This is a genomic window from Dechloromonas denitrificans (assembly GCF_020510665.1).
Classification (GTDB): domain Bacteria; phylum Pseudomonadota; class Gammaproteobacteria; order Burkholderiales; family Rhodocyclaceae; genus Azonexus; species Azonexus denitrificans_B.
This window is the reverse complement of the sequence record NZ_CP075187.1, coordinates 88,109-111,811: the sequence shown is the minus strand read 5'-3', so window position 1 is coordinate 111,811 and position 23,703 is coordinate 88,109. Positions and strand designations below refer to the sequence as shown.

Annotated in this window: 23 protein-coding genes; 16 read left to right on the top strand and 7 right to left on the bottom strand. The window is 59.3% G+C overall.

The window, feature by feature from the left end:
* Window positions 1-8: 8 nt before the first annotated feature.
* From KI614_RS00510 to gatC, 3 genes are read right to left on the bottom strand one after another with little or no spacing between them, the layout of a single operon-like run.
* Entirely contained in the window at window positions 9-545 is a 537-nt protein-coding gene (locus KI614_RS00510) for a hypothetical protein (RefSeq protein WP_226407146.1), read from the bottom strand.
* Between the two features lie 2 nt (window positions 546-547).
* Complete coding sequence (gatA, locus tag KI614_RS00505) at window positions 548-2,005, bottom strand: Asp-tRNA(Asn)/Glu-tRNA(Gln) amidotransferase subunit GatA (protein ID WP_226407145.1); 1,458 nt, start codon at window positions 2,003-2,005, stop codon at window positions 548-550.
* Entirely contained in the window at window positions 2,002-2,289 is a 288-nt protein-coding gene (gene gatC / locus KI614_RS00500) for an Asp-tRNA(Asn)/Glu-tRNA(Gln) amidotransferase subunit GatC (protein WP_226407144.1), read from the bottom strand. Before gatC ends, gatA begins: the two co-directional genes overlap by 4 nt.
* A gap of 108 nt (window positions 2,290-2,397) precedes the next feature.
* Between gatC and KI614_RS00495 the strand changes: the two genes are divergently transcribed.
* From KI614_RS00495 to KI614_RS00470, 6 genes are read left to right on the top strand one after another with little or no spacing between them, the layout of a single operon-like run.
* Window positions 2,398-3,441 (top strand): rod shape-determining protein, encoded by a 1,044-nt coding sequence (locus KI614_RS00495; RefSeq protein WP_226407143.1) that lies wholly within the window; start codon window positions 2,398-2,400, stop codon window positions 3,439-3,441.
* A gap of 33 nt (window positions 3,442-3,474) precedes the next feature.
* On the top strand, window positions 3,475-4,410 hold the full coding sequence (mreC, locus tag KI614_RS00490) for a rod shape-determining protein MreC (RefSeq protein ID WP_226407142.1): 936 nt from the start codon (window positions 3,475-3,477) through the stop codon (window positions 4,408-4,410).
* Complete coding sequence (gene mreD / locus KI614_RS00485; protein WP_226407141.1) at window positions 4,410-4,931, top strand: rod shape-determining protein MreD; 522 nt, start codon at window positions 4,410-4,412, stop codon at window positions 4,929-4,931. Before mreC ends, mreD begins: the two co-directional genes overlap by 1 nt.
* Before the next feature lie 12 nt (window positions 4,932-4,943).
* Complete coding sequence (gene mrdA / locus KI614_RS00480) at window positions 4,944-6,854, top strand: penicillin-binding protein 2 (protein ID WP_226407140.1); 1,911 nt, start codon at window positions 4,944-4,946, stop codon at window positions 6,852-6,854.
* Window positions 6,851-7,963 carry a rod shape-determining protein RodA gene (rodA, locus tag KI614_RS00475; protein ID WP_226407138.1) on the top strand — a complete coding sequence of 371 codons (1,113 nt, stop codon included), beginning with the start codon at window positions 6,851-6,853 and terminating at the stop codon, window positions 7,961-7,963. The genes mrdA and rodA overlap by 4 nt, the downstream gene beginning before the upstream one ends.
* Window positions 7,960-8,916: a septal ring lytic transglycosylase RlpA family protein gene (locus KI614_RS00470; RefSeq protein WP_226407136.1), complete on the top strand. Its 957-nt coding sequence runs from the start codon at window positions 7,960-7,962 to the stop codon at window positions 8,914-8,916. Before rodA ends, KI614_RS00470 begins: the two co-directional genes overlap by 4 nt.
* Here the strand turns inward: KI614_RS00470 and KI614_RS00465 are convergent, their stop codons facing one another.
* Complete coding sequence (locus KI614_RS00465; RefSeq protein WP_226407134.1) at window positions 8,917-9,813, bottom strand: response regulator; 897 nt, start codon at window positions 9,811-9,813, stop codon at window positions 8,917-8,919.
* Window position 9,814: 1 nt separating this feature from the next.
* Complete coding sequence (locus tag KI614_RS00460) at window positions 9,815-11,536, bottom strand: ATP-binding protein (RefSeq protein ID WP_226407132.1); 1,722 nt, start codon at window positions 11,534-11,536, stop codon at window positions 9,815-9,817.
* 126 nt (window positions 11,537-11,662) lie between these two features.
* Here KI614_RS00460 and ubiU point away from each other — a divergent pair, with 126 nt between their 5' ends.
* From ubiU to ubiT, 3 genes are read left to right on the top strand one after another with little or no spacing between them, the layout of a single operon-like run.
* Window positions 11,663-12,670 (top strand): ubiquinone anaerobic biosynthesis protein UbiU, encoded by a 1,008-nt coding sequence (ubiU, locus tag KI614_RS00455; RefSeq protein WP_226407130.1) that lies wholly within the window; start codon window positions 11,663-11,665, stop codon window positions 12,668-12,670.
* Between the two features lie 10 nt (window positions 12,671-12,680).
* Window positions 12,681-13,589, top strand: coding sequence for a U32 family peptidase (locus KI614_RS00450; RefSeq protein WP_226407128.1), 909 nt, complete (start codon window positions 12,681-12,683; stop codon window positions 13,587-13,589).
* Complete coding sequence (gene ubiT / locus KI614_RS00445; RefSeq protein ID WP_226407125.1) at window positions 13,586-14,038, top strand: ubiquinone anaerobic biosynthesis accessory factor UbiT; 453 nt, start codon at window positions 13,586-13,588, stop codon at window positions 14,036-14,038. Before KI614_RS00450 ends, ubiT begins: the two co-directional genes overlap by 4 nt.
* Before the next feature lie 108 nt (window positions 14,039-14,146).
* Here the strand turns inward: ubiT and KI614_RS00440 are convergent, their stop codons facing one another.
* Together KI614_RS00440 and KI614_RS00435 are read right to left on the bottom strand one after the other, a co-directional pair.
* Window positions 14,147-15,979: a PHA/PHB synthase family protein gene (locus KI614_RS00440; RefSeq protein WP_203468162.1), complete on the bottom strand. Its 1,833-nt coding sequence runs from the start codon at window positions 15,977-15,979 to the stop codon at window positions 14,147-14,149.
* A gap of 31 nt (window positions 15,980-16,010) precedes the next feature.
* Entirely contained in the window at window positions 16,011-17,036 is a 1,026-nt protein-coding gene (locus tag KI614_RS00435) for an MBL fold metallo-hydrolase (protein ID WP_226407123.1), read from the bottom strand.
* Window positions 17,037-17,138: 102 nt separating this feature from the next.
* On the opposite strand from KI614_RS00435, the gene KI614_RS00430 reads away from it, so the two are divergent.
* The 7 genes from KI614_RS00430 to KI614_RS00400 all read left to right on the top strand — a co-directional run bounded on the left by KI614_RS00430 (window position 17,139) and on the right by KI614_RS00400 (window position 23,699).
* Window positions 17,139-17,534 carry a MerR family transcriptional regulator gene (locus tag KI614_RS00430; protein ID WP_226407121.1) on the top strand — a complete coding sequence of 132 codons (396 nt, stop codon included), beginning with the start codon at window positions 17,139-17,141 and terminating at the stop codon, window positions 17,532-17,534.
* A 63-nt stretch (window positions 17,535-17,597) separates the two neighbouring features.
* Window positions 17,598-18,047: a PaaI family thioesterase gene (locus KI614_RS00425; RefSeq protein ID WP_226407119.1), complete on the top strand. Its 450-nt coding sequence runs from the start codon at window positions 17,598-17,600 to the stop codon at window positions 18,045-18,047.
* A 15-nt stretch (window positions 18,048-18,062) separates the two neighbouring features.
* Complete coding sequence (locus KI614_RS00420) at window positions 18,063-19,235, top strand: isovaleryl-CoA dehydrogenase (RefSeq protein ID WP_226407117.1); 1,173 nt, start codon at window positions 18,063-18,065, stop codon at window positions 19,233-19,235.
* 52 nt (window positions 19,236-19,287) lie between these two features.
* On the top strand, window positions 19,288-20,436 hold the full coding sequence (gene can / locus KI614_RS00415; RefSeq protein WP_226407115.1) for a carbonate dehydratase: 1,149 nt from the start codon (window positions 19,288-19,290) through the stop codon (window positions 20,434-20,436).
* 33 nt (window positions 20,437-20,469) lie between these two features.
* The gene (locus KI614_RS00410; RefSeq protein WP_226407114.1) at window positions 20,470-21,660 is read left to right on the top strand and encodes an acetyl-CoA C-acyltransferase; all 1,191 of its coding nucleotides are present in this window, start codon (window positions 20,470-20,472) and stop codon (window positions 21,658-21,660) included.
* Window positions 21,661-22,566: a DMT family transporter gene (locus tag KI614_RS00405; RefSeq protein ID WP_226407113.1), complete on the top strand. Its 906-nt coding sequence runs from the start codon at window positions 21,661-21,663 to the stop codon at window positions 22,564-22,566.
* The gene (locus KI614_RS00400; RefSeq protein WP_226407112.1) at window positions 22,563-23,699 is read left to right on the top strand and encodes an acyl-CoA dehydrogenase; all 1,137 of its coding nucleotides are present in this window, start codon (window positions 22,563-22,565) and stop codon (window positions 23,697-23,699) included. Before KI614_RS00405 ends, KI614_RS00400 begins: the two co-directional genes overlap by 4 nt.
* The last annotated feature ends 4 nt before the right edge of the window (window positions 23,700-23,703 follow it).

Sequence of the window (23,703 nt, the reverse complement as noted above, 5' to 3'; positions counted from 1 at the left end):
CTATCCGTTCAGAAACAACGCCCGGATTTCTGCTCGACCATAATCGGCCAGAGATAGCTGAAAGCATCCCCTTCGCAGGACTTCGGGCAACTGTTGAAAGCAATCGTTACTTTGGGCCCCTGCTCCCACATGCGGACCAGACAACCGTCGTCGCGCTTGTGCTTGAGCAGGGCCTGGGGCAATTTTTCGGTCTGCTCGAAATCAGCCAGATTGAAGCGGCATGTACCGTAACCCTTGATCGACACCTGGGCAGCGAAGGTCTTGACCTGCGCCTCCTTGACCAGCAGATCAAGCTTCGTTGTCGTACCGATCGCATCGCGATGCGAGCATTTCGATTTGACGTTGAGCGGCCGGGTCGGCTGTGGCTTGAGCTTGCGGTTAGCCAGGTACTTGAGCGTCGAATTCTTGAATTTCGGCGTTTCTTCCGCGGTCGACACACTGTCGACCGCAGTTTCTGCAGGCCCCGCGCTTTCCGGTTGCTTCTCGACCTCGGCGCAAGCACCGACAAGCAAGAGCAGCGCGAGCAGCGCCCAGCTAAAACGCATGCTTATTCGAGGCCGACGGGGCGGCGCTGATGCCAGTCCGTCGCCTGCTGGTAGCGATGCGCCACATTGAGCAATTGCGCTTCGGCAAAGTAATTACCGACCAGTTGCAAACCGACCGGCAAACCGCCCGCGAAACCGCAAGGCACCGACATGCCGGGCAAGCCGGCCAGATTGACGGCAATCGTGTAGATGTCCGAAAGGTACATCTGGACCGGGTCGGCCGCCTTTTCGCCGAGCTTGAAGGCGGTCGATGGTGAGGTCGGCCCCATGATCACGTCGCACTGCTTGAAGGCCTCGACGAAGTCGTTGGCGATCAGGCGGCGGATACGCTGGGCCTGCAGGTAATAGGCGTCGTAGTAGCCGTGCGACAGCACGTAGGCACCGATCATGATGCGGCGCTTCACTTCGTCGCCAAAGCCCTGGGCGCGGCTCTTCTGGTACATGTCGTCAAGGTTGCCGTATTCCGGGGCGCGATAGCCGTAACGCACGCCGTCGAAACGCGACAGGTTGGAACTGGCCTCGGCCGGGGCGATCACGTAATACGCCGGGACCGACAGATGCGAGTTGGGCAGCGAAACCTCGACCGTCGTCGCACCGAGCTTCTCGTATTCGGCAATAGCGGCGCGCACAGCAGCCATTACTTCAGCATCGCAACCATCGCCGAAGAACTCCTTGGGCAAACCGATACGCAAGCCGGCCAGCGGCTTTTCCAGATCGCGAGCGTAGTCTTCGGCCGGGCGTTCGAGCGAAGTTGAGTCACGCTCGTCAAAACCCACCATGGTGTTGAGCAGCAGGGCGCAATCTTCGGCGCTGGCGGCCATCGGGCCGGCCTGATCGAGCGATGAGGCAAAGGCGATCATGCCGTAACGCGAGACCACACCGTAAGTCGGCTTGAGGCCGGTCAGGTTGCACAGCGCAGCCGGCTGGCGGATCGAGCCACCGGTATCGGTGCCGGTTGCCGCTGGAGCAAGGCGCGCCGCGACGGCCGCGGCCGAACCGCCGGAAGAGCCGCCGGGAACGCGTTCGATATCCCACGGATTGCGCACCGAGCCGAAGAACGAGGTTTCGTTCGACGAGCCCATGGCAAATTCGTCCATATTGGTCTTGCCGAGCGAAACGAGGCCGGCTTCGGCTTCCATCTTGCGGATCACGGTGGCGTCGTAGGGCGAAACGAAATTGGCCAGCATCTTCGAGCCACAGGTTGTCCGCCAGCCTTCGGCACAGAAAATATCCTTCTGGGCGATCGGAATGCCGGTCAGCAGGCCGGCGGTACCCGCTGCGATACGGGCATCGGCGGCGCGCGCCGAATTCAGGCTTTTTTCAGCGTCGACCGTGACAAAGGCGTTGATCGTCGGGTTGTGACGATTGATCCGGTCAAGAAACAGCTGGGTCAGTTCAACGCTGGAAATCTGCTTGGCGGCAAGCGCCTGCGACAACTGCTTGAGGCTGGCGTTGATCATTCGATCACCTTCGGCACAAGATAAAGACCGGCTTCGGTTTCCGGCGCAACGGCGAGATAAGCTGCACGGCGATCCGCCTCGGTGACGGCATCTTCGCGCAGGCGCTGCGCCAGATCCTGGGCATGGGCCATCGGCTCGATGCCTGTCGTATCAACCGCCTGCATCTGCTCGATCAATTCAAAAATCCCGTTGAGGTGCCCCTGAGTAGCAAGCGCTTCGGATTCGCTGACCTCGATGCGGGCGAGATGGGCGATGCGCTGGACCTGTTCCAATGTAAGCGACATGGTGTCAAAAGACTTTTTTGCAGTGCACAAAGTCTTAAAATGAAGAGCGTTATAAGGTATCATAAAAGCTTTCTCTACCGCACCCCCAGCGCCCCAGCGGAGTTCAAGATGTTCGGTTTTCTCAGCAAATATTTCTCCAACGACCTAGCCATCGACCTTGGCACGGCAAACACGCTCATTTATGTGCGTGATCGTGGCATCGTACTTGATGAACCTTCGGTCGTCGCCATTCGCCTCGAAGGCGGCCCCAACGCCAAAAAAACCATCCAGGCCGTCGGCAAGGAAGCCAAGGAAATGCTTGGCAAGGCACCGGGTAGCATCACCGTCATCCGCCCGATGAAAGACGGCGTGATCGCCGACTTCACCGTCACCGAACAGATGCTCAAGCAGTTCATCAAGAAGGTGCACGACTCCAAGCTGTTCAGCCCGAGCCCACGCATCATCATCTGTGTGCCCTCCGGCTCGACCCAGGTTGAACGCCGCGCCATTCGCGAATCCGCCATCGGCGCCGGTGCCAGCCAAGTCTACCTGATCGAGGAACCGATGGCCGCCGCAATTGGTGCCGGCCTGCCGGTTGCCGAAGCGACTGGCTCGATGGTCGTCGATATCGGTGGTGGCACAACGGAAGTCGGCGTCATCTCGCTTGGCGGCATGGTCTATGCCGGCTCGGTCCGCGTCGGTGGCGACAAGCTCGACGAAGCGATCATCAATTACATCAGCCGCAACTACGGCATGATGATTGGCGAGAACACCGCGGAAAACATCAAGAAACGCATCGGTTCCGCCTTCCCGGGCGCCGAAGTACGCGAAATGGAAGTTTCCGGCATCAACAAGGCCGAAGGTATTCCGCGCAAGTTCACTATTTCCTCTAACGAAATCCTTGAAGCGCTGACCGATCCGCTTAACCAGATCGTTTCCGCCGTGAAGTCTGCGCTGGAAAAGACTCCGCCGGAACTGGGTGCCGACATTGCCGAAAAAGGCATGGTCCTGACCGGTGGCGGCGCCCTGCTGCGCGACCTCGACCGTCTGCTGATGGAAGAAACCGGCCTGCCGGTGATCGTCGCTGACGAACCGCTGGTTTGCGTTGCCCAGGGTTGCGGTCTGGCGCTGGAAAAGATGGACAAACTGGCTAGCATTTTTGCCTCGGATTAATCAGTCGACCGCAGCACACACGTACTGATCGCGATGGCCGGCATCGACCACGCTCCGCCGCCGTTCTTCAAGCGAGGGCCAGCACCGCTGGCCCTCCTGACTTTCTACGTCGCCATTTCGCTGGCGACGTTCGTGCTCGACTTGCGCTTCCGCAGCCTTGACCTGGTCCGCCAGAGCGTTGCCCTGCTGATCGATCCTGTTCAGCGCGTGGCCCAGACACCGGGCAGCCTGGTTGACTATGCAGCCAATTATCTGCAAGGCCTGCAAGCACTGCAGAACGAAAATCTCGAACTCAAGCACGCGCAGCTCAATACTGCACCCAACCTGCAACGACTGGTTCAACTTGAGGCCGAGAACGAGCGCTTGCGCAAACTGCTCACCGTCAAGGAGCGCGAGAAAGCCAACGGACAGGTTGCCCAGATTCTCTACACCGCCCGCGATCCTTTTTCCCGCAAGGTGATCGTCGACAAGGGCCAGCAATCCGGCATCGTTTCCGGTCAGCCGGCCATTGATGAAAGCGGCGTTGTCGGCCAGGTAACGCGCGTCTTTCCATTCTCGGCTGAAATCACGCTGATCACCGACAAGGATCAGGCCGTGCCGGTCCAGATCGTGCGCAGCGGCCAGCGCTCGGTCATTTTCGGCCTTGGCAACGGCCAGCTCGAATTGCGCTACATGCCGGCTAATGCCGATGTCCAGGTGGGCGATGTGCTCGTCACGTCCGGCCTGGATGGCATTTTCCTGCCAGGCTTCCCGGTGGCCAAGGTCATCAACATCGAACGCGACAGCGCCTATTCATTTGCCCGAATTTTCTGCGTACCGGTTGCCGGGGTGGAGAATTTCGGCGAAATGATGATTCTCGATCCGCGCCAGCCACTTCCGCCAGCGCCGCCCGAATCACGCAGCCGGGGTGATGGCGGCGAAAAATCCGGGCAGCGCGTCAAGAAAAAACGCGGCATGAAGAGCAACTGATGCAACCGACCTTTTCTTCCTCGCGCATTCTGCTCCCAGTCCGCCCGTGGTTCATTTTTCTGAGCCTGATCGGCGCCTTGCTACTCAATTTCCTGCCGACAGCCAACTGGCCTGGCATGCCGGACTGGGTCGCGCTGGTGTTGTGTTTCTGGAGCGTCCGCGAATTCCGCCGTGTCGGCATGGGCTGGGCCTTCATCATGGGCCTGCTGATGGATGTCGCCGATGGCGCCGTTCTCGGCCAGCACTGTTTCTCGTATGTCCTGCTGGCTTATGCCTCGGCCGCCCTGTCGCGCCGCCTGCTCTGGTTTCCGCTGATCCAGCAGGCTTTGCAGGTCATGCCGCTGCTCTTTGCTGCCCAGCTCGTCCAGGCCTTGATGCGCCTGGCCGTGGGTGCGGATTTTCCGGGATGGGGCTATTTCATCGCCCCATTCGTCGCGACCCTGCTCTGGATTCCCGCCACGTTCATCCTGCTTCTGCCACAGTACCAGCCGGTCGAGCAGGACCCCGACCGACCGATTTAACAGGATCAGCCCGTGGGCGATTTCCATAATCCCGAAGCCGATATCGACCGATTCCGCTTCCGCGTCGGTTTCGCAGCGGTTGCCGTTCTGCTCGCCTTCGGCATTCTGCTCGGTCGCTTCATCTGGCTGCAGGTCATCCATTACGATTTTTACCGGACACGGGCCGAAGATAACCGCATTGCCCTGATTCCGATCGTCCCCAATCGTGGCGTCATTACCGACCGCAACGGCGTAGTTCTGGCGCGCAATTACTCAGCCTTCACGCTCGAAATCACCCCCTCCCAGGTCGACAACCTTGAAACGGCGATCGATGAGTTGTCAGCCATCATCGATATCCAGCCGAAGGATCGCAAACGTTTCAAGCGCCTGCTCGATGAGGCCAAGAATTTCGAATCGATTCCCATCCGGACTCGCCTGACCGATGCCGAAGTCGCCAAATTTGCCGCCCAGCGTTACCGCTTCCCAGGCATCGAGGTCAAAGCCCGACTGTTCCGCCAATATCCGCTGGCCAATGTTGCGTCACATGCCATCGGCTACATTGGCCGCATCACCGACCGCGACCTGAAATGGATCGAAGAGTCTGAAAAACAGGCCACCTACAAAGGCACCGACCACATCGGCAAAACCGGCCTGGAGCAGCATTACGAATTTGAACTGCATGGTGAAACCGGCTATGAAGAAGTCGAAATCGATGCCGGTGGCCGCGCCCTGCGCAGTCTGAAACGAATTGCCCCGGTTTCCGGCAACAATCTGGCACTGACACTGGATGCCAAGCTTCAGCAAATTACCGAACAGGCCTTCGGTGATCGCAAAGGGGCGCTGGTTGCCATTGAACCATCGACCGGCGGCATCCTGGCCCTGGTTTCAAATCCGACGTACGACCCCAATCTGTTTGTCGATGGCATCACCCCGGAAAACTGGCGGGAACTGAACGAGCACCCAAGCAAGCCGATGGTCAACCGTGCGATCAACGGCGCCTACCCTCCCGGCTCGACCTTCAAGCCATTCATGGCGCTTGCCGCACTTGAAATGGGCAAGCGAACACCGAATCAGGCCATCAACGATCCTGGCTACTTCAATTTCGGCAATCACCAGTTCCGCGATGATAAAAAAGGCGGACATGGCAGCGTGGATATGTACAAATCCATCGTCCATTCCTGTGACACGTATTACTACATCCTGGCCAATGACATGGGGATCGACAATATTGCCAAGTTCATGGGGCAGCTTGGTTTTGGCCAGCGGACCGGTATTGATATCGGCAAGGATGATTACGGCGAATCAAAAGGCGTGTTGCCCTCGCAAGAGTGGAAAAAGCAGCGCTTCAAAAAACCGGAGCAGCAGAAATGGTACGCCGGCGAAACGATTTCGATCGGGATCGGGCAAGGCTACAACGCCTACACCCCGATTCAGCTCGCCCAGGCGACGGCCACCGTGGCCAATAACGGGGTCATGTTCCGCCCGCATCTTGTGCGTTATATCGTCGATACCAAAACAGGCGAGAAGCGCCCGGTCGAGCCACAGCCCATTCGCGACCTCCAACTCAAGCAGCAGAACGTCGACGTCATCCGCCGGGCGATGGTCGGCGTGAACAAGGAAGGAACGGGGACGCGGGCTTTCGCTGGTGCGCCTTACGAAGCAGCCGGCAAAACCGGAACGGCCCAGGTTTTTTCCCTGAAGGGAGCTCAGTACAAGGAAGGGGCTGTTAAAAAGGAATTGCGCGACCACGCCTTGTTCATTGCCTACGCCCCGGCCGACAAACCGACGATTGCCCTCGCCGTGCTGGTTGAAAATGGCGGTTTTGGTGCCCAATCGGCAGCCCCGATTGCCCGGATGGTGCTCGATTACTACCTGCTGGGCAAACTGCCGGCCGGCGCAGCGAAAGAAGACAGCGATGCGATCGAAGAGGACACCGAAGAATGATTGACGTCGTTGGTTCGCTCAGGCGCGGCTGGCAACAATTGATTGCCCACATCGACTTTCCACTGCTGTTCATCACCATGGCGATCATGGCGATTGGACTTGCCACGGTACATTCGGCAACCATTGACGGTAATCAGCGGATGTTTTCGCAAGCCGGCAACATGGGGGTCGCCATGGTCATCATGTGGTTCGTCTCCCGCCTGCCGCCCCAGAAACTGATGAGCTTTGCCATCCCGCTCTACGTCATCGGCGTCATCCTGCTGGTTGCCGTGTTTCTTTTCGGGATCAAGGTCAATGGCGCAAAACGCTGGCTACCACTCGGCTTCACACGGATTCAACCCTCCGAAATCATGAAAATCGGCATGCCGTTGATGCTTGCCTGGTACTTCCAGAAATACGAAGCCACGCTCAAATTCAAGCATTACATCGTTGCATCACTGCTCTTGCTCATCCCTTTCGCCCTGATTGCCAAACAGCCTGACCTCGGCACCGCCCTGCTCGTCGGCGCGGCCGGTTTCTACGTCATCTTCTTTGCCGGCCTGCCGTGGAAAGTGATTCTTGGCTTGATCACCGCCGGAGCTGCAGCAGCGCCTTTTCTCTGGCACATGCTGCACGACTACCAGCGCAAACGCATCATGACCCTGATAGACCCAACCACTGACCCGCTGGGTTCGGGCTATCACATCATTCAGTCGACCATTGCCATCGGCTCCGGCGGCCCGATCGGCAAAGGCTATCTGAACGGTACGCAGACTCACCTCGAATTCATCCCGGAAAAACACACTGATTTCATTTTCGCGGTCTACTCCGAGGAATGGGGATTATTGGGCAATGCCCTGCTGGTTTTCCTCTACATCCTGCTGATCGGTCGTGGCCTGATGATCGCCTCGGCTGCGCCGACACTGTTCTCCAGACTGTTGGCCGGGGCCATCACACTGGGCTTCTTCACCTACGCCTTCATCAATATGGGCATGGTCAGCGGCATTCTGCCCGTCGTCGGTGTTCCGCTTCCCTTCATGAGCTACGGCGGTACCGCACTGGTCACCCTGTTCCTCGGGATTGGCATTCTGATGTCGATCCACACCCATCGGATGCTGGTCAAGAAATGAGCCTCAGAACAGCACTCGGCCTGGTTTCGCTACTGCTGCTGGCAGCCTGCGGCAGCACCTCGCCCCACCTGCCGGATGGCACGGTCGACACCGCCAAAGGGCCGTTTTCGAAATCGCCGACGCCCACCCGAAAACCAGGCGCAGTGCTCAAACGGGGTGGCGGCTTCTACAAGGATGACGGCCCGGCCGATGAAATTCCGGACGGACTGGACGACATCCCTGACGCCGAACCCAAGTGGGAGCCGCTGCACAAGCCGGCCACCAAACCCTATGTTGTACTGGGCAAGGAATACGTTCCGAACAACAGTGTTCGTCCCTACAAAACGCGCGGCATTGCCAGTTGGTATGGCAAAAAATTCCACGGGCAGAAAACATCGATCGGTGAACCGTACGACATGTTTGCGATGACCGCCGCTCACCCCACACTGGCCCTGCCGTCATACGTTCGGGTCACCAATATCCAAAGCGGCAAATCGGTCGTGGTGCGGATTACCGACCGCGGTCCTTTCCACGCCGACCGGGTCATCGATCTTTCCTACACTGCCGCCTACAAGCTGGGTTTGATCAACGGTGGCAGCGGGCAAGTTGAAGTCGAAGCGATCATCCCGGGCGAATATGCCGGGACAGCCTACAACCAGGTCTCGCCGCCCGCCAAAGTAGCCCGGCCGGATGACATCGGTGAGATGGCACAAAAGCCGCTGCTCGATGACAAACCGGCACCGAAAGGTATTTATCTGCAGCTTGGCGCGTTCGCCAACGTAGACAATGCCGAGAACCTGAAAAATCATCTCGCGCGCGAACTGGAATGGATCAATGAACGCATGTTCATCCAGCCCGGCAACGGCATGCACCGACTGCAACTCGGACCTTATGCCAGCCGGAGCGATGCCGATCGTACCGCCGAGAAAATACAGGCAGCCCTGGGCTACAGGCCGACGATCATCAGCCGCTGATCAACCGTCGAGGCTGACGGTTGCGACAACCACATTACCCTTGCCGAGATATTCGAGCCGTGAAAAGCTCATCATCTTGGCCATGGCAATACCACGTCCGTTCGGATCGAATGCACGGTCCGGATCAAAGGCCAGATATTTGCTCCAATCGAAACCATCGCCCTGATCCGTGATGGTGAACACCACACCGCGAGGCAAACGCTCCGCCCTGACCGTGGCATAGCGGTGCGCAAACTGCGGCAGGACAAGGCGCCGTTCAATCTCTGCCTCCCAGTCGCCTTCCCAGCGCAAAAGGGATTTTTCCTGGTAAGTCACCCCGAGATTGCCGTGTTCAACCGCGTTGACCATGAGATCCGACAAGCCCGGCGCAGCGACATCCGGTACCGGACACAGGCCGGCCAGAATCGGCACCAGGCTGCTGACATCGGCCAGCGTGACAAACCGGTATTCAACCGTCGAAATCAGTCTTTGCGCGTCTTCCAGGCGCGCTGCGCGCGTGCGCAACTGGCTGCGCCCACGACGATCATCAAGCGCTGCCCGAACGATGGAAATCAGTGCTTCCGGCTCATAAGGCTTGGTCAGGTAGTAATAAGCCCCGGCCTCCAACCCCTCACGCACCTGATCCGGTGAAGAAGCCGCCGTCTGCATGATTACCGGAATATCGGCGAAGCGCGGTTCACGCTTCATGCGACGGAGCAGTTCCATGCCATCAAGCCCCGGCATCATCCGGTCGAGCACCACCAGCGAAAAATCACTGCCGGGCGCCTGCAGGCTTTCCCAGGCCTGCAATGGATCGGTATGAGACTCAAGCTCAAGCTCTTCCTGTTCGAGAAACTCATCGATGATGAATAGATTGAGTTGCTCGTCATCGACAACCAGTACGCGCTCTTTGGACATATCAGTGATTGATTTCGTAGGAATCGAGATTTTGTGCGGGAAGCAGGGCCGTCAGACAGGCGCCGCCAGCGGCGCGATTTTCTGCGTAGATCATACCGCAATGTTGCGTAACGATTTCGTGGCAGATAGCCAGCCCCAATCCCGTTCCGCCTGCACCGGTCATCGTTTGTGAGCTTTGGACGAATTTTTCGAAAATACTTTCCAGTTCGCCCTCGGGAATTCCCGGCCCTTGATCCTCGACACGCAGCCGTACGGCAGGCACAGCATCCGTGCCAAGGCTGGCCTTGTCGAGCAACAGGGTGATCGTGCCGCCCAGCGGGGAATATTTGCTGGCATTCGACATGAGATTACGCACAACTTGCCCGATACGTTCAGGGTCGCCATTGATCTGCGCGTCTCCACTGACCTCAACACGCAATTGCAGGTTGCGCATTTCAAAAACAGCATGTAATTCAAGGGCAATACGCCGCACCAGCACCTCCAGATCCATCGCCTGACGGTGCATGACCATCCGCCCGGCTTCGAGTTTGGAGAGGTCAAGCAAATCGTTCAGCAAGATCAGCAAGCGGGTACCGCTCTCGTGAATGATTCTGAAATATTCGCGCAAACGCGCCTCATCTGCCTTGCCTACCTTGTCGCCCCCCAGCCGGGCACCTGAAAGAATGCCATGCAGCGGCGTCCGGAGTTCATGCGACATGTTCGAGAGAAATTCGGATTTTGCCCGGCTGGCCCGCTCAGCCGTTTCCTTGGCATGAACGAGATCGGCCGTCCGGGCATCGACCAGTTCCTGAAGATGGTCACGATGCTCTCGCAACTCGGCTTCCGCCGCCTTGGCCCGCGTAATGTCGCGCCCGGTTCCCCGGTAACCGGTGAATTTGCCAGCGGCATCGAAGGTAGGGGCGCCTGAAATGCTGAACCAGTGAATCGCTCCTGCTTCTGTTTTGATTGGATATTCGAGATCTGAAAATGGGCGATGAGCATTGAGATCGGCCTTGTGTGCCACCCAGTCGTTTTCAGCGAATAAAATGGGCAGCTCCCAGCGGGTTTTACCCAGGGTCGACGTATTGATCAATCCGGCACGCATCAGCCCGGAAGACATGTCTGTAAAACGAAAATCAGCGTCCTGTTCCCACACCCAGTCGGAAGAAATCATCGCCAGTACGCGAAACCGCTCTTCGCTGCGCGCCAGCACCGAACTGGCCTTGCGCAGGCTGGCCAGATGCAAACGATAAAAGGGGAAAAAAATCAGCAGGCCAAGTAAGCCGCTACCGAGTGAAATCAACAGGGCCTCGCCAATTTCACGTCGAATCGAGGCGTTGACCGTGACAGCGCCCACCGCCGAACCTCGGGAAAGAAAATCTGCCGTTGCCGCAACACTGGGCCACGGTTGCGGGCTGCCTGTCGTCATGATCAAGCCACCACCCACCGCCTCGACCTGGCTTTGATGCGCCGGATGACGAACGTCCACCATCGCTTCGACCAGGCTATCAGCCGCCACCGTCCAGCCAGCCGGATTCCGCGCCACGACTCGGGAAGCCAGATTCGCCTGGGCCCGCGCCTCGGTGGCAACCTGCTCGGTTACCCGACCGTATTCGAGCAGAAAATAAATAGCCGGCGGAAAGAGGGCAAGAAACAGCGCGACCGTCAAGCCAACACGAAACGCAGGTTTGGCGAACCCCTCAAGCGGCGCTTTGAGCGTGGGTCTGGCAGGCGGATCGGTCATTTCCGACATGGCGCGCGATGTTGAATAACGATCTACGATCCTAGCACGAACCAGGCATTTGACCAGGATCAATGGCCTGACCGGATGGCTGGCTATACTTCCACGCTTGACCTTCAGGATGCCCCCATGAGCTCCCTGCCCGACCTTATTTGCCCGGCCGGCAGCCTGCCGGCACTCAAGGCTGCCGTTGATAATGGCGCCAATGCCGTCTACCTCGGCTTCAAGAACGATACCAACGCCCGCAACTTTGCCGGCTTGAACTTCGACCAGAAAACCATGAGCGAAGGCATTCGTTACGCCCATGCCAAAGGTTGCGAAGTGCTGCTGGCGATCAATACCTTTGCCCAGGCCGGCCGTGTTGCCGACTGGTACAAAGCCGTTGATGCCGCGGTCGACCAGGGTGTCGATGCCATTATCCTGGCCGACGTCGGTTTGCTCGATTACGCCCGCCAGCGCCATCCACAGCAGCGTTTGCACCTTTCGGTCCAAGGCTCGGCGACCAGTTACGAGGCAATCAATTTCTGCCAGCGCGAGTTCGGCATTCGCCGTGCCGTGTTGCCGCGCGTCTTGACGCTGGCCCAGGTTGAACACGTGATCAAGCACACCACCGTTGAAATCGAAGTTTTCGGTTTTGGCAGTCTTTGCGTCATGAACGAAGGCCGATGCTGGCTTTCTTCCTACGCCTGTGGCGAATCGCCCAATACGGTCGGCGCCTGCTCGCCCGCCAAGTACGTCAAGTGGGACAAACAGCCCGGCACGATGGAAACCCGCCTCAACGGCATTCTCATCGATCGCTTCGGCGACGACGAACCGGCCGGCTACCCGACGCTCTGCAAAGGTCGTTTCGAGGTTCAGGGCGAAACTTATTACGCACTGGAAGAGCCGACCAGCCTCAACGTCGTTTCCATCCTGCCGGAAATCATCAAGATCGGCGTCAAGGCCATCAAGGTCGAAGGACGCCAGCGCAGCCCGGCTTATGTCACCCAGGTCACACGCACCCTGCGGGCGGCGCTCGATTCGCTGCGCGACGGCAGTGAACGGTTCCACGTGAAACCGGCCTGGCAGGCCGAGCTGTCCAAAGTATCAGAAGGCAGCCAGGCCACGCTCGGCGCCTACAACCGTCCGTGGCGCTGAAGGAGTTCGCATGAAATTATCGCTCGGTCCCCTGCTCTACTTCTGGCCCAAGGCCGAAGTCATGGAGTTCTACGCCCAGATGGCACAGAACCCGGCCATCGACATCATCTACGTCGGCGAAGTTGTCTGCTCCCGCCGCCAACAACTGCGGACGGCCGACTGGGTCGGACTGGCCCGCGACCTGACCGATGCCGGTAAGCAGGTCGTGGTTTCCGCCCAGGCACTGCTTGAGTCGGAAAGCGACCTGAAAGCGCTGCGCCGACTGATCGACGATGCGGGTTGCATGCTCGAAGCCAATGACCTTGGCGCGGTCAACCTCGTGCACGGCAGCAATTTCGTCGCCGGACCGCACCTGAATATTTACAACGAAGCCACCCTGGCGACCTACGCCCGCTACGGCCTGAAACGCTGGGTACCGCCCCTTGAGGCCACTCGGACGCTGGTCGACACGCTGCACGCCAGCAAGCCAGCCGGCATCGAAACCGAAGTTTTCGTCTATGGCCGGATTCCGCTGGCGTTCTCGGCACGCTGTTTCACGGCGCGCCACTATGATCTGAACAAGGATGACTGCCAGTTCAAATGCCTCGACCACAGCGAGGGATTGACCCTGAAGACCCGTGAAGGACAACCCTTCCTGAACATCAACGGGATTCAGACCATGTCGGCGCAGAGCTACAACCTGCTGCACGAAATTCCCGACATGTTGCAGATGGGTATCGATATCGCCCGGATCAGCCCGCAAAAGCAGCACATGGATGAAATCATCGCGGCCTTTGATCAAGCCCGACGAGGTCAGGCCGTCAGCATCACTACCGGGCACTGGGATGATTGCGGTCTGGTCGATGGATACTGGTTCGGCGATGCCGGCATCGTCCAGCGCCACACACAAGCCCTTGCCCAACTGGGAGCCAGCGCATGAGCACCGATTTCACCATTCCGAAGTTCCGCTTGCCCGCTTTTGTCGCCAGCCTCGGCCAGAAACTGCCGCAATGGCCGCACGCCCTGGTTCTGGTTGCTGGCCTGAATGCTGCACTGAAAATGAAATTGCTGCCGGAAGACGGGTTGACCGCGCTGGAAGACAAGATTTTCCGGGTCCGAGTGCTCGATACCGGCGGCGAAGCCTCGTACACTTTTCGCGATGGTCTTTTCCGGCCAATTTTTCGCCCGGAACGTGAGCCCGATCTGGCATTTGCCGCCAATCTCTCGGCTTACCTGCAGCTGATTGCCCGCCAGGAAGATCCAGACACCCTGTTTTTCAGCCGTGAACTCGAAATCACTGGCGATACGGAACTGGGCCTGATCGTCAAAAACATGCTCGATGCCATCGAGTGGCCCAGCCTGCCGCAACTGCCGAGGTTCGGCCGCTAACTGAAATCCTGCGGTCGACTGCGACGCACAGCCATATTTCCAGCGACAAGCAGACAATAAAAAACGGGAGGCCTCGGCCTCCCGTTTTGCTGTCAGCCCATCAGGGCATCAAGCCTTTTTCTGCGTATCCAGACGGAACTTGACGTAGCTGCCCGGTGCATCTTCGATCACCTTGAGGGCACCGGCTTCCGGCTTGCGGGCCGGCACCTTGGCCGAACCACCCGGCAGGGCGTTGACCCATGCATTCCAGTGCGTCCACCACGAACCGGCGTTCTGCGTGGCGCCAGCCAGGAAGTCATCCGGGCTTTCCGGCAGGTTACCGTCGGTTGCATCATTGGTCCAGAAGCCATACTTGTTGGCCGCCGGCGGATTGACGATACCAGCGATGTGGCCGGAGCCGCCGAGCACGAACTTGGTATTGCCGGACGGCAGGCGGGCGCCCATGTAGGTACTCTTCCACGGTGCGATGTGGTCTTCGATCGTCGAGATGAAGTAGCACGGGGTCTTGACCTTGCTGATGTCGATCTTGACGCCGCCGAGCGTGATGCCACCCGGTTCGCGCAGCAGGTTGGCGAGGTACATGTTGCGCAGGTAGAAGCTGTGCATCGCGGCCGGCATGCGGGTCGAATCGGAGTTCCAGTAGAGCAGGTCGAACGGGAACGGATCCTTGCCCATCAGGTAGTTGTTCACCACAAAGGACCAGATCAGGTCGTTGGCGCGCAGCATGTTGAAGGTGCCGGCCATTTCCGAACCTTCCAGGAAGCCGCGTTCGGCCATCTTCTTTTCCAGACCGGAAACCGCACCTTCATCGAGGAAGATGCCCAGTTCGCCCGGCTCGGAGAAATCGAGCATGGTCGTGAAGAAGGTGGCCGAATTGGCGCGCTTGTCCTTCTTGGCGGCCATGTAGGCCAGCGTGGTCATGGTCAGCGTACCGCCCAGGCAGTAGCCGGCCAGATTGACGCTGTCTTCGCCGGTGTGGGCACAGACCTGGTTGATGGCTTCGAGCGAGCCTTCAAGCAGGTAGTTTTCGAAGGACTTGGCGGCCAGCTTCTCGTCCGGGTTGGTCCAGGACATGATGAAGGTGGTGTGTCCCTGGTCGGTCGCCCACTTGACCATCGAGTTCTTCTCGCGCAGGTCGAGGATGTAGTACTTGTTGATCCACGGCGGAACGATCAGGAAAGGCTTCTTGTTCTGTTCCGGGGTGGTCGGGTTGTACTGGATCAGCTGGAACAGTTCGTTCTGGAAAACCACCTTACCCGGCGTCGTGGCAACGTTCTTGCCCATTTCGAAGGCCGAGGTGTCGGTCATGCGGATGCGCAGCTGGCCGTCACCGGATTCGACGTCGTGCAGCAGGTTGTTCAGGCCCTTGATCAGGTTCTGGCCGTGCGACTTGACGGTTTCGCGGAACACTTCCGGATTGGTCATCGCGAAGTTGGACGGCGACAGTGCGTCGATGTACTGACGGGTGAAGAAGTTGACCTTCTGTTGCGTCTGCTCGTCGAGACCTTCAGTGCCGGCCACGGTGTCATGCAGGTGACGGGCGGTGATCAGGTAGGATTGCTTGACGAAGTCGAACAGGAAATGCTCTTCCCATTCCTGGTCCTTGAAGCGGTTGTCACCCTTTTTCGGGGCGGCGACGGCGTTGACCGGGACACCCATCATCTTCATCGTGGTGTTCTGCCACAGCGAGAAGTAGTCCCACATCATGTTCATCTGGGTCTGGGCCATCTTGTACGGATTGGCCATCAGACGCGAGGACAGGTCCATGAAGGCTTTGGCTACGCCGAGTTCGTCGGACGGTGCATTGACGCCGTCCTTGGCTTTCTTTTCCATGAACTGGGTGATCAGGCGCGAGGCGCGCTGGGCGACTTCAGCGTAGGTCTTGGCGATTTCTGCCGGGTTGGGCAGGTTCATGCCCTGGTCTTCGGTTTGCTGCGACATCTTCAAACTCCCTCTGTCAGTGCGCGGCGGGTTATTGCTGCAACCGCAAGAATCGAATTACACCATCGGTATCGGTCACTCGTGACATCCGACCAGCTTGTTCAAGGTAATTGAGATGAGCGATTGCCTCGCCCATCGCAAACATTGTTTGATGCGTATCGAGTGCCCGCTGAAACAGCACATCGAGCAATTCGGCCGCGCTCTTCGGCGCGTCATCACAGCTATTCTCCAGGGCACGCAAACGTTCTTCATGATGTGCGTGCAAATCCGCCACCCGGGGTTGGACGCCATAAAACGGCAACCCGTGCGACGGCAACACAAGAGTCTTCTCCGGAATCAGACGAGCCATTTCATCCAGCGACGTCAGATACCAGCCCAGGGCATCGGCATCCGGCGTTGCAGCAAAAACGCTGACATTCGTCGAAATTCTCGGCAAAAGCATGTCGCCGGAAATTACCACGTCAAGTTCCGCGCAGTAAAGCGCCATATGCTCAGGTGCATGTCCATGGCCAATGATTATTTGCCATTTTTTACCGTCGACCGTGACGACATCCCCCGCCTTGATCCGTTGGTAGTAGTCCGGCAAGGCCGGCACCGCCTTGCGATAGCCCGAACCGCGCTTTTCGAATTTGGCCAGATGCTCGGCATCCAGTCCGTGCTGGCGGAACTGTTCGACCATGAAACGCGCACCGTGGCCCGCCACTTCATGCCAGACGACATGCGCCGTCAGAAACTCGCCGCTGGTCATCAACAAGGGAGCCCCCGTCTTTTCCATCAGCCAGGTCGCCAGACCGAGATGGTCGGGATGGAAATGCGTGACGATCAGCCGGGTTACCGGGCCATCCAGCGAATCAATGATCTGCGACCAGGTTTCACGTACGGCATCATCGGGAAAACCGGTATCGACAATGACCCACCCATCACCATCGCGCAGCAGCCAGAGATTGATGTGATCAAGCAGGAAAGGAAGCGGCATGCGCAACCAGAAGACCCCCGGGGCAACTTCGGTCAATTCGCCGGCGGCGGGCGGTTGGGCGTGAGGATAATGCAAAGACATGATGAGTCCAGAAGACGTGGCCGGACAAATTACCATACGGTAGCGGATTGAAAAAACACCTTTCTTCTGATTTACTTGCCCGAATTATTCAAGGATCACACTGTGAACGCCTCCTCCACGACCTTCGCCATTTCGGATCTGGCCCGCGAATTCGGCATCACCCCGCGCACCATCCGCTTCTGGGAGGACCAGGGCATTCTTGCCCCGCAACGTGAAGGACGAACCCGCGTCTTCACCCGCCGCGACCGTGCCCGCCTGAAAATGGCCTTGCGCGGCAAACGGCTCGGCCTGTCGCTGGCCGAGATCAAGGACCTGATCGGCATGTACTCGAATACCGAGGACGAAACACCACAGCTGATCGAATGTCTGCGCATCATGGAAAAACGCCGTGCGGCACTTGAGCAGCAGCGCGAAGACATCGAAGCCATGTTGAGTGAAATCAGCCAGTTCGAGCAGCAGTGCAGCGAGGAGCTCAAGCGCCGGAGCAATGCCATCTGAACCTTCGTTAAAAAACTTTGTTGAATCAGTTGACGTTAACGTCAACGTAAATACAATCATGCCATGACGCATATTTCCGATCCGCACTTTTCCGACCGTGTCCGCGACAGTTTTGCGCGGCAAAATGCCATGGCGCTGATTCAGGCCACGCTGCCGGTTGTCGAACACGGGGTGACGGAAATCCACCTGCCCCACTGGTCCGGAGTCGAACAGCAACACGGTTTCGTGCATGGTGGCGTGGTCGGCATGATGGCTGACTCAGCGGCCGGCTATGCCGCAATGACTATGGTTTCTCCTGCCGCCTCGGTGTTGACCGTGGAATACAAGATGAATCTGGTCGCCCCGGCCGATGGAGAAAAACTGATTGCCCGTGGCAAGGTTGTCCGCCCCGGAAGAACACTGATCGTGACCCAGGCTGAAGTCTTCGCCGTGAAAGACGGCCGGGAAACACTCTGTGCGCTGATGCAGCAAACCATCATGGTGATGCACGGCAAAACTGAAAAACAAACTTAAAAACGGAGACAAACCATGAACATCCCTAGCCTCGACTTCGGTCTCGGTGAAGACATCAACATGCTGCGCGATGCGGTCAAGGCCTTTGCCGATGCCGAAATCGCCCCGCGTGCCGCAGAAATCGACCGCGTTAACGAATTCCCGGCCGACCTGTGGAAAAAGTTCGGCGACATGGGCCTGCTCGGCATGACCGCCGGCGAGGAATACGGCGGCACCAACATGGGCTACCTGGCGCATATCGTCGCACTCGAGGAAATCTCGCGTGCCTCCGCTTCGGTCGGCCTGTCCTACGGTGCCCACTCGAATCTGTGCGTCAACCAGATCCGCCGCAATGGTACGGACGCCCAGCGCCAGAAATACCTGCCCAAACTGATCTCCGGCGATCATGTTGGCGCCCTGGCCATGTCCGAACCGAATGCCGGTTCCGACGTTGTTTCAATGAAGTTGAAAGCTGAAAAGAAGGGCGACCGTTACGTGCTGAACGGCGCCAAGATGTGGATCACCAACGGCGGCGACGCCGACACGCTGGTGGTCTACGCCAAGACCGACCTCAATGCCGGCGCCAAGGGGATGACCGCTTTCATCATCGAAAAGGGCATGAAGGGCTTTACCCACGGCACCCACCTCGACAAGCTGGGCATGCGCGGCTCGAACACCTTTCCGCTGTTCTTCGACGACTGCGAAGTGCCGGAAGAAAACGTCCTGGGCGGCGTCGGCAACGGCACCAAGGTGCTGATGTCCGGCCTCGACTACGAACGCGCCGTGCTCTGCGGCGGCCCACTCGGCATCATGGCCGCCTGCATGGATGTCGTCGTCCCCTACCTGCACGAACGCAAGCAGTTCGGCCAGGCGATCGGCGAATTCCAGCTGATGCAAGGCAAGGTCGCCGACATGTATTCAACTTGGATGGCCAACCGTGCCTACGTCTATGCGCTGGGCCGGGCCTGCGATAACACCGACCACGCCCGCACGCTGCGCAAGGATGCCGCCGGCGCCATTCTGTATTCCGCCGAAAAGGCCACCTGGATGGCTGGCGAAGCGATCCAGACGCTGGGGGGGGTTGGTTACACCAATGAATATTCGACCGGTCGTCTCTGGCGCGATGCCAAGCTCTACGAGATCGGGGCAGGTACCTCCGAAATCCGTAGAATGCTGATCGGTCGCGAACTCTTCGCGGAAACCGCATAAACATGCTCCCGCCGGGCTCCCGACGGGGGCCCGGCAACAGGAGCACTCAATCATGACCGTTACACTTCGCACCCTCACCGCCAACGATACCGAAGCACTGGAGCAGGTTCGCCAGTACTTCCGCAATTACGCTGCCTGGCTCGGCGTCGATCTGTCGTATCAAAATTTCGATCAGGAAATGGCCTCCCTGCCCGGCGCCTATTCGGCACCGGAAGGCCGCTTGTTTTTTGCCGAAATCGACGGTCGACCGGCGGGTTGCGTCGGTGTTCGTTCACTGGCCGGCAGCGAAGGTGTGTGCGAGATGAAACGCCTCTACGTCGAGCCAGAAGAACGCGGCCACGGCGTCGGCAATGCGTTGGCCATGGCCGCGATCAAGGCCGCCAAGACGATCGGTTATCGCAAGCTGATGATCGACACCCTGCCCAATATGCGCATGGCCGTGAAGCTTTATCGCGAACTCGGCTTCACCGAGGCACCGAATTACTACCAGACGCCGATCGAAGGCACGATGTTCCTCGCACTCGATCTCGACAACTGGTCGGAAGAGGAAATCCGCAGCGAAAACCTGTCGCATCTGTTCGATTTCAACCGCGCCTGGGCCAACCAGATGCAGGAAGTCGACCCAACCTATTTCGACAAGCTGTCGCAACTGCAAACCCCTGAGTTCCTCTGGATCGGCTGTTCTGACTCGCGCGTGCCGGCCAACCAGATCGTCGGCCTGCTGCCGGGTGAAGTCTTCGTTCATCGCAACGTCGCCAACGTCGTCGTCCATACCGACCTGAACTGCCTGTCGGTCATCCAGTACGCCGTCGATGTGCTCAAAGTGAAGCACATCATGGTCGTCGGTCACTATGGCTGCGGCGGTGTCGGTGCCGCTCTGCGTCGCGACCGGGTCGGCATCGTCGATCTCTGGCTGCGCCACGTCCATGACGTGCACAACAAGCATCTGGCCAACGTCGACAGCCTGCCCGAAGCAGATCGCCATGACCGCCTGTGCGAGTTGAACGTACTCGAACAGGTGGCCAATGTCTGCCACAACCCGGTGGTCCAGGATGCCTGGCAACGCGGCCAGCAACTCACCGTCCACGGCTGGATCTATGGCCTCAAGGATGGCCATATCCACGACCTCGGCATCACTGTCGATTGCCTGTCCGACTTGCCGGCACGCTACGACGCCGCTTTGAAGGCGCTTGACGCCTGAACCTAATAACAAACCGCTAAGGAGAAACTCAGCATGAATGACCCGATCGTTATCGTTTCCGCCGCCCGTACCCCGATGGGTGGCTTTCAGGGCGCCTTTGCCGGCCTGACCGGTCCGCAACTCGCTGCCGTCGCCATCAAGGCGGCCGTCGAGCGTGCCGGCATCGACGCCAACCTGGTTGAAGAAGTGCTGATGGGCTGCGTCCTGCCGGCCGGCGTCGGCCAGGCACCGGTGCGCCAGGCGGCACTGCTTGCCGGTCTGCCGCTGTCGGCCGGTTGTGCGATGGTCAGCAAGGTTTGCGGCTCCGGCATGAAAGCCACGATGCTTGGCCACGACGGCATTCTTGCCGGTTCGAGCGGCGTTACCGTGGTCGGCGGCATGGAGTCGATGACCAATGCACCGTACCTGCTGCCCAAGGCCCGTAGCGGCTACCGCCTCGGCCACGGCCAGATGCTTGACCATATGTTCATGGACGGCCTGGAAGATGCCTACGCCAAGGAAACCCGTGGTCGCCTGATGGGCACCTTTGCCGAAGAGTGCGCCAGCAACTACGGCTTCACCCGCGAAGCTCAGGACGAATACGCCATCCGCTCGACCACCCGCGCCAAGGAAGCCAGCGACAATGGCTCCTTCAACTGGGAAATTGCTCCGGTCACCGTTGCCGGCCGCAAGGGTGATGTCGTGGTCGACAAGGATGAAGGTCCTTTCGCGGTCAACGTCGAAAAAATCCCGACTTTGAAGCCGGCGTTCAAGAAAGACGGCACCGTGACCGCCGCCAACTCGTCGTCGATTTCTGATGGCGCTGCCGCCATGGTCCTGATGCGCGCTTCCAAGGCCGCCGAACTCGGCCTCAAGCCGATCGCCAAGATCGTCGGCCACACGACCAACGCAGGCGTACCCGCCCTCTTCCCGTCGGCCCCGGTCGGCGCGATGGAAAAGCTCCTGGCCAAGACCGGCTGGACGGCTGACAGCGTCGATCTGTGGGAAATCAACGAAGCCTTTGCCGTCGTCACGATGGCCGCCCTGCACGATCTCAAGCTGCCGGCCGAGAAGGTCAACATCCACGGCGGCGCCTGCGCCCTGGGCCACCCGATCGGCGCTTCCGGCGCGCGCATCATCGTGACCCTGCTCGGCGCCCTGAAGAAGACCGGCGGCAAGCGCGGTATCGCTTCGCTGTGCATCGGTGGCGGCGAAGCCACGGCACTGGCCGTGGAAATATTCTAAGTGCCACAGCAGGCCGGTTCGATCACCTATCTCAAGCTTGTCGGGGCCATGTTCATGTGGGGCGGCACCTGGATTGCGGGACGCATCGTGGCGCAGGAGCTTCCTGCGCCGCTGATGGCTGCCGCCTTCCGGTTTCTGCTCGCCGGACTGGTTCTCGCCGGCTACGCACTGCTCAGCGAAGGCCGTATCCCGCGGCTCCAGAGCAGCAGCGAATGGGGGAGCGTCACCGGCCTGGCACTGACCGGCATCTTTATCTATGCCCTGTGTTTTTTTTACGGTCTGAAGCACATCCCGGCCGGGCGCGGCGCATTGGTCGTCGCGCTCAATCCGGTCGTTGCCGCGCTGGCCGCCTGGTTTCTCGGCCAGGAACGGATGACGCCGGTCAAACTGGCCGGCATCGCAATCGCACTCGTCGGCTGCCTGACGGTGATCGGCAATGGTGACCCGTTCGCCCTGCTGCACGGTGCAATCGGGCTCGGCGAGTGGCTGATCATCGGCTGCGTCCTGTGCTGGACGGTATATACCTTCATTGGCCGCCGGGCGACGCGAACCATTTCGCCACTCGGCGCAACGCTGTACGCCAGCCTGATTGGCGCCGCACTACTCGGAATGACGGCACTGCTGCAAGGCAGGATCGAACTAAGCGAGTGGTCGTGGCGCGTCTGGACCAGCGTCGCCTTCCTGGCGATCGGCGGCACCGCGCTCGGCTTCACCTGGTTTGCCGACGGCGTCAAACGCCTCGGTGCTGCCAAGGCCTCGGCTTTCGTCAACCTGGTCCCGGTCTTTGCCGTGCTGCAAGCCGCCGCCCTGCTTGACGAACGGCTTGGTGCTGCCGTCCTTGGCGGCGGCCTGCTGGTTATTGCCGGCGTCTGGCTGACAACAATTTTTTCGGAGAGAACAGCATGATCCTGACCCAAGAACAAGAAATGATCCGTGACTCGATGCGCGCTTTCGCGCAGGAGCGCCTCGCCCCCTTCGCCGCTGAATGGGACAAGAACCACACCTTCCCGGCTGAGGCCCTGAAAGAACTGGGCGAACTCGGTGCCATGGGCATGGTCGTTCCCGAGGAATGGGATGGTGCCGGCATGGATTACATGAGCCTGGTGCTGACCCTGGAAGAAATCGCCGCCGGCGACGGTGCCACCTCGACCATCGTCTCGGTGCAGAACTCGCTGGCCTGCGGCATCACCATGAAGTACGGTACCAACGCGCAGAAGGAAGAATGGCTCAAGCCGCTCGCCCGTGGCGAAAAGCTCGGCTGCTTCTGTCTGACCGAGCCGCACACCGGCTCCGATGCCGCCGCGATCACCACCCGCGCCGACAAGGATGGCGACCACTTCGTGCTGAATGGCGTCAAGCAGTTCATCACCACCGGCAAGCACGCCCACATGGCCATCGTTTTCGCGGTGACCGACAAGGCGGCCGGCAAGAAGGGCATTTCCTGCTTCCTGATCCCGACCGCCACCCCGGGCTTCATCGTTGGCCGCACCGAAGACAAGATGGGCCAGCACGCATCCGATACCGTGCAGATCATCCTCGAAAACTGTCGCGTTCCGGCTTCCGCCCTGCTCGGCAAGGAAGGCGAAGGCTACAAGATCGCCCTCTCCAACCTCGAAGCCGGCCGTATCGGTATTGCCGCCCAGAGCATTGGCATGGCCCGCGCCGCCTTTGAAGCCGCCATCCGCTACGCCAAGGAGCGTGTCACTTTCGGCGTAGCAATCATCGATCACCAGGCCGTCAACTTCAAACTGGCCGACATGAACACCCTGCTCGATGCTGCCCGCCTGATGGTCTGGCGCGCCGCCACACTGAAGGATGCCGGCAAGCCCTGCCTGAAGGAAGCTTCGATGGCCAAGATGTTCGCCTCCGAAGCCGCCGAGAAGATTGCTTCCGATGCCATCCAGATTCACGGCGGCGTTGGCTACACCAGCGACTTCCCGGTTGAACGGATCTACCGCGACGTGCGTATCTGCCAGATCTACGAAGGTGCTAACGACATTCAGCGCCTCGTTATTGGACGTAGCATCGCCAGCGAGTAAGTAC